We start from the raw sequence: 14,930 nt of genomic DNA, 5'->3' as shown, positions 1-14,930 counted from the left end.
AACCCCGACCCTAAGCCCGCACTTCATCAATATTCAAATATTCACGAAATCAATAATCTAAAGTTTGTGGGAAAAGACTGTACAGAGCGTGATATCCGACTAGGCTAGCCGCAACCACAAAGCGCCTGGATGAACATCCGACGCGGGAAACACAGATTTACCGGCCTGCCTGGCCAACTCCAGCCCGATGATGATGTCGGGCTTTTTATTGCCTGCTGTTTCTACAAGGTTGGGCTTAAGCCAAGGCCTTGAGCAAGTTGTCGATGACTTGCAAATCACTCGCTTCGCCCTTCTCGCCCCAATAGAGGGCAATCATCTGCTTGTCAGCTTCGACCTTGTAGACGTTGTCCGGCAGCGTCGCAAAATGCGGCAACAACTTCTCATCAACGCACACCTCACGCCACTGATTGACCCAAACCCCACGCTCCAACTGCCAGTAACTCCAGATAGCCGGCACGCTGCCGCGCCGTGGTCGACAGTATTGCGCACACGGGCTTGGCGGCTCTTGTTTAAGCCAGTGCGGCCACTCCTGAGGCGCCAACTGCATGGCCAGGCCGATGCGGCGCGCCTCCATGCGCAGGGCCATGCGCCCGCTCTGATGACGCGACGGGCGCAGCCATGCCAGAGGGCTCAGCACCACCACAAGGATTGACACCACTATCCAGACCGTCATATGTGTACTCCCGAATTTCTAGATGAGCGGATTTGATCTGACGCAACCCCATCCGCTTGAAAGCAGCCATACTGAATTTATTGCAGTCCCCTGGAGGAACGCCTCATGCCCTACCAACATATTCTGGTCGCCGTCGATCTGACCGAAGAGTGCGATCCGGTGATCAAGCGCGCGCAGGAATCTGCATTGGCCAATGGCGCCATATTATCGCTGGTGCATATCGTCGAGCCCATGGCCATGGCCTTTGGGGGTGACGTGCCGATGGACCTTTCCCAGTTGCAGCAACAACAATTCGACCAGGCCAAGGAGCGCCTTGATCGTTTGATTCTCAAATACCCGCATTTGAAAAAGGAAGACTGCCACCTGACCTACGGCCAACCGCGCCAGGAAATCCACCATCTGGCCAAGGAAAAGGCTTGCGACCTGATCGTGGTCGGCAGCCATGGCCGTCACGGTTTGGCATTGTTGCTGGGCTCTACCGCCAATGATGTGCTGCACGGTGCGCCGTGTGATGTGCTGGCGGTTAAGCTGGTCAAAGCACCTTAAGACCAACGCAGATCGAATGTGGGAGCGGGCTTGCTCGCGAATGCGGTGTGTCAGTCGCCAAATGTATCAACTGACAAACCGCATTCGCGAGCAAGCCCGCTCCCACATTTGGATCGCATTGCATACGAAAAGCCCGGCGTTCATGCAGATGAACGCCGGGCTTTTTATTAGCTATGGATCAATCAAGCATCCAGCTCAGCCCAACGCTCCACCAGCACTTCCAATTCCTGATTCAACGTCTCCAGAGAAGCAATGACCTTGGCGGTTTCTGCCGCAGGCCGCAGGTAAAACCCGCCGTCAGCCATTTCCGCTTCAACTGCGGCAATCTGTTGCTCCTTGGCGTCGATGTCACCCGGCAAGGCTTCCAGCTCACGCTGCAGCTTGTAGCTGAGCTTTTTCTTGCCTGCAGGTGCAGCTTCCGGGGCAGGCGCAGCAGCAACGGCCACCGGTGCCACCACCGCCGAGTTCAAGTCGGCCTTGCCAGACTTGCTCTCGGTCACGCCCAGCAAGCGCGGCGAGCCGCCCTGGCGCAGCCAGTCCTGATAACCACCGACGTACTCGCGTACCTTGCCTTCACCCTCGAAGACCAGGGTGCTGGTCACTACGTTGTCGAGGAATGCCCGGTCGTGGCTCACCATCAATACGGTGCCATTGAAGGTCAACAGGACCTCTTCCAGCAGCTCGAGGGTTTCTACGTCCAGGTCGTTGGTCGGCTCGTCGAGCACCAGCAAGTTGGCTGGCTTACTGAACAACTTGGCCAACAGCAGGCGCGCCCGCTCGCCACCGGACAAGGCTTTCACCGGGGTACGCGCACGTTGCGGGCTGAACAGGAAGTCGCCCAGGTAGCTAAGCACGTGGCGGCTCTGGCCGTCGATATCGATAAAGTCGCGGCCTTCAGCGACGTTGTCGATCACGGTTTTTTCCAGGTCCAACTGGTGCCGCAACTGGTCGAAGTAGGCCACGTCGATGCGTGTGCCCTCTTCCACTGTGCCGCTGGTCGGTTGCAAACCGTTGAGCATCAGCTTGAGCAAAGTGGTCTTTCCGGTACCGTTGGCGCCGAGCAGGCCGATACGGTCGCCGCGCTGCAAGACCATCGAGAAGTCCTTGATCAGGAACGGGCCTTCCGGGTGATGGAAGCTGACGTTCTCCAGCACCATCACTTGCTTGCCCGACTTGTCGGCGGTGTCCAACTGGATATTGGCCTTGCCGGTGCGCTCACGACGCTCGCTGCGCTCAACGCGCAGGGCCTTCAGGGCACGCACGCGGCCTTCGTTACGGGTACGCCGTGCCTTGATGCCCTGGCGAATCCAGACTTCTTCCTGGGCCAGCTTCTTGTCGAACAGTGCGTTGGCGGTTTCTTCGGCTGCCAGCGTGGCTTCCTTGTGCACCAGGAAGCTGGCGTAGTCGCCATTCCAGTCGATCAGGCCGCCACGGTCCAGTTCAAGGATGCGCGTGGCCAGGTTCTGCAGGAAAGAACGGTCGTGCGTGATGAACAGCACGGCGCCCTGGAAATCCTTGAGGGCTTCTTCAAGCCAGGCAATGGCGCCGATATCCAGGTGGTTGGTAGGCTCGTCGAGCAGCAGCAGGTCCGGCTCGGATACCAGCGCCTGGGCCAGCAGCACACGACGACGCCAGCCGCCGGACAACTCGGCGAGGGTCTTGTCGGCTGGCAGTTGCAGGCGGCTCAGGGTGCTGTCGACCAGTTGCTGCAAGCGCCAGCCGTCACGGGCTTCGAGGTCTTGCTGGACGTGCATCAGCTTGTCCAGGTCTTCCTCGGTAACGCAGTTCTGCGCCAGGTGATGGTACTCGGCGAGCAAGGCGCCCACGCCATCAAGGCCTTCGGCAACCACGTCGAATACTGTCCGTCCGTCGGCCACCGGCAATTCTTGCGGCAATTCGCCAATCTTGAGGCCTGGTGCGCGCCAAACAGAGCCGTCATCGGGCTTCTGGTCGCCTTTAACCAGCTTCATCATGCTGGACTTGCCGGTGCCGTTGCGGCCGATGATGCACACCCGCTCACCACGGGCGATCTGCCAGGACACCTTGTCCAACAACGGCATAGCGCCGAAAGCAAGGGACACATCGCTGAATTTGAGCAGGGTCATACGCTTCTCCAAAAACTGGGCGCGCATTCTACCTGAGTTGAGGGTGGGATGCGGCTGGCATTTTCGCTGCCGACACGTTCTGTAGGACATTTGCGCCGAACCTGAACGAACCGGCCGGCAAAGCTTTCGTAGGTGTTGGGCAAAAGGCTAAGCTAGGAGCAATCAGTGTCGGCAGTGCCGACGCTATTCGTGATTTCTCTGCACGGACGTCTCATGCGCAGCCGCCTTTTCAACTTTTTATCTTGTCTGCTTCTTTCCGCCACCGCCGTTCAATCCGCCCAGGCCGTGGACCTCACCACCCAACGCCAGTATTACGATGAAACCAAACGCGCCCTGGCCAAAGGCGATAGCGGACCGTACATGCAATACAGCCAGGCCCTGGCCGATTATCCGCTGACGCCGTACCTGGCCTACGACGAGCTGACCGCGCGCCTGAAAACCGCGAGCAACGAGGAGATCGAACAATTCCTCGCCAAAAACGGTGACCTGCCCCAAGCCAACTGGATGAAATTGCGCTGGTTGCGCTGGCTCGCCGACCGTGGCGATTGGCAGACCTTTGAAAAGTACTACGACCCCAAGCTCAATTTCGTAGAACTGGACTGCCTGCATGGCCAATACCAGCTCACCCATAATCTGAAAGCCGAAGGCTACAAGACCACCGAGAAGCTGTGGCTTACCGGTAAATCGCAGCCGTCCGCCTGCGATGCCACCTTTGGCCAGTGGGCCGCCGACGGCCAGCTCACCGAACAGAAGATCTGGGACCGCGCCAAGCTCGCCGCCGAAGCGCGCAACTACGCGCTGGCCAACAGCCTGGTGAAAACCCTGCCCACCCTCGGCGCTCAAGGCCGCCTGATGGTGGACGTGGCGCAAAAGCCCGACATGCTCGGCGACCCGTCGCGCTTCTTGCCGGCCAACGAAGCCATGTCTGACGCCGTGGGCCTGGGCCTACGCCGCCTGGCACGCCAAGACCCGGACAAGGCCATGGCCCTGCTCGACGGCTACGCCAGCAGCATGCACTTCTCCCGTGACGAAAAAGTGTCGATCGCCCGGGAAATCGGCCTGACCCTGGCCCGTCGCTATGACCCGCGGGCCTTGGACGTGATGACCAAGTACGACCCGGAGCTGCGTGACAACACCGTGTCCGAATGGCGCCTGCGCTTGCTCTTGCGCCTGGCGCGTTGGGAAGATGCCTACCAGCTCACCCGCAAGCTCCCACAGGACTTGGCGACCACCAACCGCTGGCGTTACTGGCAGGCCCGCAGCCTGGAACTGGCCGAACCGAAAAACCCACAGGCCTTGGTGCTTTACAAAAACGTGGCCAAGGAACGCGACTTCTACGGGTTCCTCGCCGCTGATCGCTCCAAGTCACCGTACCAACTGACCAACCGACCGCTGGTGATGAGCCAGGCACTGATGAACAAGGTGCGCAACACGCCGGGCGTGCGCCGTGCCCTGGAGTTCTACGCCCGTGGCCAGATCGTCGATGGCCGCCGCGAGTGGTACCACGTCAGCCGTCATTTCAACCGCGATGAAATGGTTGCCCAGGCCAAGCTGGCCTATGACATGAAGTGGTACTTCCCGGCTATTCGCACCATCAGCCAGGCGCAGTATTGGGATGACCTGGATATCCGCTTCCCAATGGCCCACCGCGACACACTGGTGCGTGAAGCCAAGGTACGTGGCCTGCACTCAAGCTGGGTGTTTGCCATTACTCGCCAGGAAAGCGCCTTCATGGATGACGCCCGCTCCGGCGTCGGCGCCAGCGGCTTGATGCAGTTGATGCCTGGCACCGCCAAGGAAACCGCGCGCAAGTTCAGCATCCCCCTGGCCTCCCCGGCCCAGGTGCTGGACCCGGACAAAAACATCCAGCTCGGCGCCGCGTACCTGAGCCAGGTACACAGCCAGTTCAACGGTAACCGCGTGCTTGCCTCCGCCGCCTATAACGCCGGCCCTGGTCGCGTGCGCCAATGGCTGCGCGGTGCCGATCACCTGAGTTTCGACGTGTGGGTGGAAAGCATCCCATTCGACGAAACCCGTCAGTACGTGCAGAACGTGCTGTCTTATTCGGTGATCTACGGGCAGAAGCTCAATTCGCCACAGCCGCTGGTGGATTGGCATGAGCGCTATTTTGATGATCAGTAAGGCGTGACGCAGCAATGAAAATGCCCGCATTGAAAAATGCGGGCATTTTTTATGGACGATGACTCAGTGCGAAACGCGTTCCTCCACCCCATCATTGAACTGCAACGCCGCCAACCGCGCATACAACGGATTGCTCGCAATCAGTTGCTGATGCGTGCCCACCGCCACCAGCTTGCCCTGGTCCATCACCGCAATGCGGTCTGCATTCTTCACCGTCGCCAAACGATGGGCGATCACCAGCGTGGTGCGGCCCTGCATCAATTGCGGCAGCGCTTGCTGGATCAGGTGTTCGCTCTGGGCATCCAGGGCGCTGGTGGCCTCGTCCAGCAACAATATCGGCGCATCCACTAGCAACGCGCGGGCGATAGCCAGGCGTTGGCGCTGGCCGCCGGAAAGGCCCATGCCACCGTCGCCGAGGTGGGTCTGGTAGCCGTTGGGCATCTGCAGGATGAAGTCGTGGGCGTGGGCGATGCGTGCAGCGGCCTCGACCTGCTCCGTGGTGGCTGTCGGGTTGCCGTAGCGGATATTTTCTTCGACGCTGCCGAAGAAGAGCGCGGGGCTCTGGGATACCAGGGCAAAGTGACGCCGCAGGTCCATGGGGTCGAGCTCGGTCAGCGGGTGGCCTTCGAGTAGGATGCGGCCTTGTTGTGGGTCATAAAAACGTAGCAACAGGTCGAAGATCGTCGACTTGCCGGCACCGGAAGGGCCGACCAGCGCCAGGGTTTCGCCGGGATTGATGGTCAGGTTCAAGCCATCGATGGCGTAGCTGTAGGGCCGTGACGGGTAGGAAAAACGCACATCTTGCAGTTCCATGCGACCGCTGGCCCGCTCGGGCAATTGAACGGTGCCGTCAGCGGGCGCCTTGATCTCGTTGCTCGACTGCAACAATTCACCGATGCGCTCGGCGGCGCCGGCGGCACGCTGCAACTCACCCAGCACTTCGCTCAAGGTGCCGACGGCGCTGCCGACGATCAGGCTGTAGAACACAAATGCCGCCAGCTCACCGCCGGAAATGCGCCCGCCGATCACGTCCATGCCGCCGACCCACAACATCACGCCCACGGCACCCAGCACCAGCATGATTACCAGGGTAATCAGCCAGGCACGCTGGACGATGCGTTTACGCGCAGTGGTGAACGCCTCTTCCACGGTCACGGCGAAGCGCTGCTCATCCTGCACCTGATGGTTGTAGGCCTGCACCGTCTTGATCTGGCCGAGAGTCTCGGACACGTAGCTGCCCACATCGGCAATCCGGTCCTGGCTCTGGCGCGACAAACTGCGTACACGCCGACCGAAGATCAGGATCGGCGCCAGCACCAACGGCAGCGCCACCACCACGATGCTGGTGAGCTTGGGGTTAGTGACAAATAGCAGCACGATACCGCCCAGCACCATCAAGGCATTGCGCAGGAACAATGACAGCGAGGAGCCAATTACCGATTGCAGCAAGGTGGTGTCGGTGGTCAGCCGCGACTGGATTTCCGAGCTGCGGTTGTTCTCGTAGAAACCAGGGTGCAGGTAGATCAGGTGGTTGAATACTTGTCGGCGGATATCGGCCACGACGCGCTCGCCGATCCACGACACCAGGTAGAACCGCGCAAACGTGCCCACGGCCAAGCCCAGCACCAACAACATGAACAAACCGATGGACTGGTTGAGCAGGTGCGGCGACTGGGTCATGAAGCCCTGGTCCACCAGCAAGCGAATACCCTGCCCCATGGACAAGGTGATGCCTGCGGTCACGATAAGCGCCAACAAGGCGCCGAGCGCCTGCCAGCGGTAGGGCGCAATAAAACGGCTGGCCAGGCGAATGGCACGGCGTTGACGGACTGAGAACATGGAGGGCATCACCGATGAGGAACCTGTACACCTACATGGGGGGAACTTCGCTAAATAACAACTTTCGTAATGGCAATGAGTCAGGTTAATTATGCCCGCCGATGCTGATGCCTAGAGGCTATCGGTCTAATGCCTGGCTGGAAATTTGTATCGGTTTCTGGTGGACTGAGTATTCGAACCGCTGATCGTGTATGGAGTTGTAACAGCTCAGTCACGCGGGGGTATTAGAGTAGGTACACAACCTGATGAGGAGACAGGCCATGACCTTGCACACTAGCAGCACTGACAAAGTAGAAGTCGTCCGCAAAGAACGTCAGGCACACCTGGGTTGCTCGATTATCGACGCTCAAGGCCGTGAAGTGCCTATCACTGAGGACATGATCCAGCAAGCGTGCCGCGAGCTGGAACAGCGACTGGTCAAGCCTGCACAGCAAGGCTGAAGCGCCCACGCTCTTTCAAACCCGGCCCTGGTGGCCGGGTTTTTTATGGGCGTTTAAAGGGCGTTGGCACCCAGCGCCGAGACGATCTGCGACAGCGCCGCTGATCCCCCGTTGATGCGCACCTTCAAGCCATCAATCTCGCGGCGCGCGGGGTAATGCTTGCGCAGCAGGTCAAAGGCTTTACGTTGCTCTTCCACTGTACCTACAAGGCTACGACGGAAATCCGCATCGTCCCGACGCGGGTCGTACACGCTGCGGCACAGGGTTGCCAACGCCCAAGCCGGATCAGTCTCAGCGTTCAAGTGCACCTCGGCCAGCCACGACGGCGGCAGCAGCTCACTCAACTGAATACTTGGCGCCTGGCCCAGGTGCGCACAGAACGCCTGATAGATCTGCGCCGTACCGCGCTGGCGGCCTTCCAGGCTGTAGCCGGCGATATGCGGCGTGGCCAGCACGCATAGGTCGGCGAGATCGACGTCCACTTGCGGCTCGCCTTCCCAGACATCCAACACGGCTTGCAGGTCCTCGCGCTCCAGTAGCACTTCGCGCAGGGCCGCGTTATCCACCACCGCGCCACGGCTGGCATTGATCAGCCAAGTACCAGGCTTGAGCTGGTTGAGGCGCTGGCGGTCGAACAAGTGCCAGGTAGAGCCGTTGCCGGACTTGGTCAGCGGCGTGTGCAGGCTGATCACATCACACTGCTCGATGATCTGTTCCAGGCTGACGTAATCACCGTCCTCGGCGATCTGCCGCGGCGGGTCGCAGACCAGCACGTTCCAGCCCAGGCCCTTGAGTACCTTGACCAGTCGCCCGCCCACTTCACCAGCACCCACTACGCCGTAGGTACGTTGATTGAGGTCGGCCCCTTCGATTTCGGCCAGGGTCTGCAGGCTGCCCAACACGTAGTCCACGACGCCACGGGCATTGCAGCCTGGTGCGCTGGACCACTGGATACCGGCCTGCTTGAAATAATCGAGGTCCAGGTGATCGGTGCCAATGGTGCAGGTGCCGACAAAACGCACCGGGGTGCCCTCCAACAAGGCACGGTTGACGTTGGTCACCGAGCGCACCAGCAAGACATCGGCCTGCTCGACGGTGGCACGGTCGATGGAACGGCCGGGCACGCGGCGAATCTCGCCAAACCCTTCGAAGAAGGCGTCGAGCAGCGGAATATTTTCGTCGGCAACAATCAGCATGGCAGGCTCCTTTGGCGGACCCGCAGTGTACAGGGCGCTTACAAATCGCTAACACAGGTTTTTTCCTGACCAGTGTGTCAAGGCGTAGAATCCGCCGTCCTTGCGCTTCCCCCTTATTCCTGGACACCCGTACGTGAACACTGCCGCCGCCCTCCTCACCCGCCCTGCCCGCATCAGCCGGGAAGTGCGCGACCTGCTGACACTCGCCCTGCCGATCATGATCGGCCAACTGGCCACCACTGCCATGAGCTTTGTCGACGCGGTGATGGCCGGGCGAGTCAGCCCGCAGGATCTGGCGGCGGTGGGCCTGGGCAATTCGATCTGGATTCCGGTGTATCTGCTGATGACCGGCACGTTGTTGGCAACGACGCCAAAAGTCGCCCAGCGTTTCGGCGCCGGCCAGTTCAGTGAGATCGGGCCGTTGGTGCGTCAGTCACTGTGGCTGGCCTTGGTGGTGGGGATCACAGCCGCCTTGTCGCTGTTGTGCGCCGAGCCTATTTTGCACGCGATGAAGGTTGAGGCCGACTTGATCAAGCCCTCCATGGGCTACCTGCACGGGATCGCCGCCGGCATGCCGGCCATCGCCTTCTATTACGTGTTGCGCTGCTTCAGTGATGGCCTGGGCCGCACCCGGCCGAGCATGGTCATGGGCCTGTGTGGCCTGGCGCTGAATATTCCGCTGAACTACATCTTCATCTATGGCCACCTGGGCGTGCCGGCCATGGGCGGCGTCGGCTGTGGCTGGGCCACGGCCATTGCGATGTGGGTGATGATGCTCGGCCTGGCCGGCTGGACGCGTTTTGGCCCGGCTTACCAGAGCAGCGAACTGTTCAAGCGTTTCGACTGGCCGCAATGGGCGGTGATCAAGCGCGTGTTGAGCATCGGCCTGCCCATTGGCATCGCGATCTTTGCCGAGTCGAGCATCTTCGCGGTGATCGCCCTGCTGATCGGCAGCCTGGGGGCCACGGTGGTGTCGGGGCATCAGATCGCCCTGAACGTCAGCTCCCTGGTGTTCATGATTCCCTACTCCCTAAGCATGGCCGTCACTGTACGCGTGGGCCAGGCCCTGGGCCGTGGCGAGCCGCGTGAAGCGCGCTTCGCGGCAGGGATCGGCATGGGCACGGCGTTGGCGTACGCCTGCCTGTCGTGCAGCCTGATGCTGGTGTTTCGCGAGCAGATTGCGGCGATCTACACCCCGGACCCGGTGGTGATTCACCTGGCCTCGACGTTGATCGTGTTTTCCGCGCTGTTCCAGTTTTCCGATTCGATCCAGGTCACGGCTGCCGGTGCATTGCGGGGCTATCAGGACACTCGGGTAACCATGGTGCTGACGCTGTTTGCCTACTGGGGCGTGGGGCTACCGGTAGGTTACGCGCTGGGGCTGACCGACTGGTTCGGCGAACCCAGCGGCCCAAGCGGTTTGTGGCAAGGGCTGATCGTGGGCCTGAGTTGCGCAGCGGGGATGCTGCTGGTGCGCCTGGCGCGCAGTGCACGCCGTTACATCCGTGCAGCCAAGGCGCTGGGTTAGGCAGACTTTTTGCGAATCCAGTACAGGTAAGTGCCGGCCTGTTCCTGCTGATCCACCAGTTCGTGGTCCAGGAAGACGCAAAACTTGGGAATATCGCGACGGGTGGACGGGTCGGTCGCGATCACCTTGAGCAAGCCGCCTGGCGGCAGGTCACGAATGTGCTGGTGCAGCATCATCACCGGCTCGGGGCAGTTGAGGCCGGTGGCGTCGAGCACAGCGTCTACAGGCAAATCGAGGGACTGGTTCATGCATCACTCCTGAAACGGGCACCGCTCGAACTGTGGGAGCGGGCTTGTGTGGGAGCGGGCTTGCTCGCGAATGCGGTGTGCCAGTCACTGAGACTTGACTGAACCGCCGCTTTCGCGAGCAAGCCCGCTCCCACAGGGGGTTTTGTGGTCACTTTAACTATTCAGCGGTTCTTGGGTTTCTTGGCCGTTTCCAGCCGTCGCAAATGGCAGGTCACTTCCTCACGGTCGTGGTACAGCTGCTTGCAGCCAATTTCCACCCGAATGCCCCGCGCCTTGAAGCCCTCCTCGATGCGCTCCAGCAAACGCTTCACCTCGGCATATCGCTGTTTCATCGGCAACTTCAAGTTCACCACCGCCTCGCGGCAATGCCCTTCACCGATCCAGGTTTCCAGTAGTGCGGCATTGCGCGCAGGTTTCTCGACGATGTCACACACCATCCAGTCCACCGGCTGCTTGGGCACGAAGGTAAAACCGTCGGCCATCAAGTGTTGCACCAGGCCGGTGTCCATCAAGCTTTCGGCCATGGGTCCGTTGTCGATGGCGGTCACCAACATGCCACGGTTGACCAGTTGCCAGGTCCAGCCGCCGGGGGCTGCGCCGAGATCTACGCCGGTCATGTCGCCATGTAGGCGTTCGTCCCATTGGTCGCGAGGGATGAAGTGATGCCAGGCCTCTTCCAGCTTGAGGGTCGAGCGGCTCGGTGCCTCACGCGGGAATTTCAAGCGCGGAATTCCCATCGGCCACATCGCCGAGTTGTTCGACTCGGCCAAGCCCATGAACACTTCGCGACCACTCTTGAAGGTCAGCAGCAGGCGCGGCTTGCTCGGATCGTCCACCAGCTTGCCGGCGTTCAACAACGCCTTGCGCAGGTGCACTTCGAATTTCTTGCAGAAGTTTGAAAGCTCTTTGCCATCATTGGTGTCGACCATCTCCAGCCACAGGCTACCGCACACCGGGAAGCCTTGCAGGTGGGCAAGGATGACGCTGATACGGTCGGTTTCCGGCAGGTCGATAAAAACCCCGCGCGCCCACTGCCTTGGGAAGATGAGCTCGGCAAAGCGCTGGCCGTGCATCAGGCGCTGGGCGCCGTCTTCTTCGGTGCAGACAAATTCGGCGCAGGCGCTGCCGGTCTTGGCCTTGGCGTAGCCAGAAACGTTCAGGCGCGCGGCGTGTTCCGCGATCTCGGAACAGACTTCGCCTTCAAACCCCGGGCGGCAGTGCATAAAAAGGGTGTTCATCAACTCTCCTGGTGACTCGACAGATGTTGCGCTATCGCAATGTCTGTCATGAAAACGCGCGCATGATAGCTGAGTTCGGAACCTTGGACTTAACCATAGAGTCCAGTTATTAGCCTGCTAATGAAAACAGGGCTAACGTGATAGCTCTGTTCGTCCCGTCAGGTCCGTAGCCGTGCGGACCATAAGGAGTCGCGTCATGTCATCGCTTGATAGCCTGAGAACCCTTAAGACCCTTGAAATAGACAGTAAAACCTACCACTACTTCAGCCTGCCCGAAGCTGCCAAGAGCCTGGGCGACCTGGACAAGCTGCCAATGTCCCTCAAGGTGCTGCTGGAAAACCTGCTGCGCTGGGAAGACAACAAGACCGTCACCGGCGCCGACCTCAAGGCCATTGCCGCCTGGCTCAAAGAGCGCCAGTCCGACCGCGAGATCCAATACCGCCCCGCCCGCGTGCTGATGCAGGACTTTACCGGCGTGCCCGCCGTGGTCGACCTGGCCGCCATGCGCGCCGCCGTGGCCAAGGCCGGTGGCGACCCGCAGCGCATCAACCCGCTGTCGCCGGTGGACCTGGTGATCGACCACTCAGTGATGGTCGACAAGTTCGGCAACGCTGACGCGTTCGAGCAGAACGTCGACATTGAAATGCAGCGCAACGGCGAGCGCTACGCCTTCCTGCGCTGGGGCCAAAGCGCCTTCGACAACTTTAGCGTAGTGCCACCGGGCACCGGCATCTGCCACCAGGTCAACCTCGAATACCTGGGTCGCACCGTGTGGACCAAGGACGAAGACGGTCGCACCTACGCGTTCCCCGACACCTTGGTGGGCACCGACTCCCACACCACCATGATCAACGGCCTCGGCGTCCTCGGCTGGGGCGTGGGCGGGATCGAAGCGGAAGCGGCGATGCTCGGCCAGCCAGTGTCGATGCTGATCCCGGAAGTGATCGGCTTCAAGCTCACCGGCAAATTGAAGGAAGGCATCACCGCCACCGACCTGGTGCTGACCGTGACCCAGATGCTGCGCAAAAAAGGCGTGGTGGGTAAGTTCGTCGAATTCTACGGCGACGGCTTGGCCGACCTGCCCCTGGCGGACCGCGCCACCATCGCCAACATGGCCCCGGAATATGGCGCCACCTGCGGCTTTTTCCCGGTGGATGAAGTGACGCTGGACTACCTGCGCCTGTCCGGTCGTCCGGCAGAAACCGTGAAGTTGGTGGAGGCTTACACCAAAGCCCAGGGCTTGTGGCGCAACGCGGGCCAGGAACCGGTGTTCACCGACAGCCTGGCACTCGACATGGGCAGCGTCGAAGCCAGCCTCGCCGGGCCGAAGCGCCCGCAGGACCGCGTGGCATTGCCGAATGTCGGCCAGGCGTTCAGCGATTTCCTCGACCTGCAGTTCAAACCCACCAACAAGGAAGAAGGCCGCCTGGAAAGCGAAGGCGGTGGCGGTGTTGCTGTGGGCAATGCTGATTTGGTGGGCGAAACCGACTATGAATACGACGGCCACACCTATCGCCTGAAAAACGGCGCCGTGGTGATCGCCGCGATCACCTCCTGCACCAACACTTCCAACCCCAGCGTGATGATGGCCGCCGGTCTCGTGGCGAAAAAAGCCGTGGAAAAAGGCCTGACGCGCAAACCCTGGGTAAAAACCTCGCTGGCCCCTGGCTCCAAAGTGGTCACCGACTACTACAAGGCGGCGGGGCTCACCCAGTACCTCGACAAGCTCGGCTTCGACCTGGTGGGTTATGGCTGCACCACCTGCATCGGCAACTCCGGTCCGTTACCCGAGCCGATTGAAAAGGCCATCCAGAAAGCCGACCTCGCCGTGGCTTCGGTGCTGTCCGGCAACCGCAACTTCGAAGGTCGCGTGCACCCGCTGGTAAAAACCAACTGGCTGGCCTCGCCGCCGCTGGTGGTGGCCTATGCGCTGGCCGGCACCGTGCGCATTGATATCAGCAGCGAGCCGCTGGGTAGCGATCAGGACGGCAAGCCGGTGTACCTCAAGGACATCTGGCCCAGCAGCCAGGAGATTGCCGACGCCGTGGCACAGGTCAGCACCGGCATGTTCCACAAGGAATACGCCGAGGTGTTTGCCGGTGATGAGCAATGGCAGGCCATCGAAGTGCCGCAAGCCGCGACCTACGTGTGGCAGAAGGACTCCACCTACATCCAGCACCCACCGTTCTTTGACGATATCGCCGGGCCTTTGCCGGTGATCAAAGACGTCCGGGGCGCCAACGTACTGGCCCTGCTGGGCGATTCGGTGACCACCGACCACATCTCCCCGGCCGGGAATATCAAGGCCGACAGCCCCGCCGGACGTTACCTGCGCGAACAAGGCGTGGAGCCACGCGACTTCAACTCCTACGGCTCACGCCGGGGTAACCATGAAGTGATGATGCGCGGCACGTTTGCCAATATCCGTATCCGCAATGAAATGCTCGGCGGCGAGGAAGGCGGGAACACGCTGTATATCCCAACCGGCGAGAAAATGGCGATCTACGATGCGTCGATGAAATACCAGGCCTCGGGCACGCCGCTGGTGGTGATCGCGGGCCAGGAATACGGTACGGGTTCAAGCCGCGACTGGGCGGCCAAAGGCACCAACTTGCTGGGAGTGAAAGCGGTGATCGCCGAGAGTTTCGAACGCATCCACCGCTCCAACCTGGTGGGCATGGGTGTGTTGCCGTTGCAGTTCAAGCTGGACCAGAACCGCAAGACACTCAAGCTCACAGGCAAGGAGAAGATCGATATCCTGGGGCTGACCGGCGTCGAGATCGTGCCTCGGATGAACCTGACACTGGTGATTACGCGGGAGGATGGCAGTACGGAGAAGGTCGAGGTGTTGTGCCGGATCGATACGCTGAATGAAGTGGAGTACTTCAAGGCGGGCGGTATCTTGCACTACGTGCTGCGCCAGTTGATCGCCTCCTAAGCAACACTGCAAAACCAAATGTGGGAGCGGGCTTGCT

Annotated in this window: 11 protein-coding genes; 5 read left to right on the top strand and 6 right to left on the bottom strand. The window is 60.7% G+C overall.

Annotated elements, in window-relative coordinates:
* Positions 1-235: 235 nt before the first annotated feature.
* Positions 236-673 carry a hypothetical protein gene (locus HF257_RS12610; protein WP_185709380.1) on the bottom strand — a complete coding sequence of 146 codons (438 nt, stop codon included), beginning with the start codon at positions 671-673 and terminating at the stop codon, positions 236-238.
* A gap of 105 nt (positions 674-778) precedes the next feature.
* Here HF257_RS12610 and HF257_RS12605 point away from each other — a divergent pair, with 105 nt between their 5' ends.
* Complete coding sequence (locus HF257_RS12605; protein ID WP_124528029.1) at positions 779-1,219, top strand: universal stress protein; 441 nt, start codon at positions 779-781, stop codon at positions 1,217-1,219.
* A 182-nt stretch (positions 1,220-1,401) separates the two neighbouring features.
* Here the strand turns inward: HF257_RS12605 and HF257_RS12600 are convergent, their stop codons facing one another.
* Positions 1,402-3,324, bottom strand: coding sequence for an ATP-binding cassette domain-containing protein (locus HF257_RS12600; RefSeq protein ID WP_185709381.1), 1,923 nt, complete (start codon positions 3,322-3,324; stop codon positions 1,402-1,404).
* A gap of 213 nt (positions 3,325-3,537) precedes the next feature.
* Between HF257_RS12600 and HF257_RS12595 the strand changes: the two genes are divergently transcribed.
* Positions 3,538-5,466, top strand: coding sequence for a transglycosylase SLT domain-containing protein (locus HF257_RS12595; RefSeq protein WP_185709382.1), 1,929 nt, complete (start codon positions 3,538-3,540; stop codon positions 5,464-5,466).
* 63 nt (positions 5,467-5,529) lie between these two features.
* Here the strand turns inward: HF257_RS12595 and HF257_RS12590 are convergent, their stop codons facing one another.
* Positions 5,530-7,314: an ABC transporter transmembrane domain-containing protein gene (locus HF257_RS12590; RefSeq protein ID WP_185709383.1), complete on the bottom strand. Its 1,785-nt coding sequence runs from the start codon at positions 7,312-7,314 to the stop codon at positions 5,530-5,532.
* A 251-nt stretch (positions 7,315-7,565) separates the two neighbouring features.
* Here HF257_RS12590 and HF257_RS12585 point away from each other — a divergent pair, with 251 nt between their 5' ends.
* A complete protein-coding gene (locus tag HF257_RS12585) occupies positions 7,566-7,745 on the top strand; it encodes a PA1571 family protein (protein ID WP_185709384.1) in 180 nt (59 codons plus the stop codon).
* Between the two features lie 53 nt (positions 7,746-7,798).
* On the opposite strand, the gene pdxB is transcribed toward HF257_RS12585, so the two are convergent.
* Complete coding sequence (pdxB, locus tag HF257_RS12580; protein ID WP_185709385.1) at positions 7,799-8,941, bottom strand: 4-phosphoerythronate dehydrogenase PdxB; 1,143 nt, start codon at positions 8,939-8,941, stop codon at positions 7,799-7,801.
* A 133-nt stretch (positions 8,942-9,074) separates the two neighbouring features.
* Between pdxB and HF257_RS12575 the strand changes: the two genes are divergently transcribed.
* Complete coding sequence (locus HF257_RS12575) at positions 9,075-10,469, top strand: MATE family efflux transporter (RefSeq protein WP_185709386.1); 1,395 nt, start codon at positions 9,075-9,077, stop codon at positions 10,467-10,469.
* Here the strand turns inward: HF257_RS12575 and tusA are convergent.
* Both tusA and rlmM read right to left on the bottom strand, forming a co-directional pair.
* Positions 10,466-10,717, bottom strand: coding sequence for a sulfurtransferase TusA (gene tusA / locus HF257_RS12570; protein WP_185709387.1), 252 nt, complete (start codon positions 10,715-10,717; stop codon positions 10,466-10,468). The genes HF257_RS12575 and tusA overlap by 4 nt on opposite strands.
* 161 nt (positions 10,718-10,878) lie before the next feature.
* Positions 10,879-11,955, bottom strand: coding sequence for a 23S rRNA (cytidine(2498)-2'-O)-methyltransferase RlmM (gene rlmM / locus HF257_RS12565; protein ID WP_185709388.1), 1,077 nt, complete (start codon positions 11,953-11,955; stop codon positions 10,879-10,881).
* Between the two features lie 196 nt (positions 11,956-12,151).
* On the opposite strand from rlmM, the gene acnA reads away from it, so the two are divergent.
* Positions 12,152-14,893, top strand: coding sequence for an aconitate hydratase AcnA (gene acnA, locus HF257_RS12560; protein WP_185709389.1), 2,742 nt, complete (start codon positions 12,152-12,154; stop codon positions 14,891-14,893).
* The last annotated feature ends 37 nt before the right edge of the window (positions 14,894-14,930 follow it).

It is taken from the genome of Pseudomonas cremoris, from assembly GCF_014230465.1.
The sequence above is the reverse complement of the archived record's forward strand: the minus strand, read 5'-3'. Positions and strand labels throughout refer to the sequence as shown.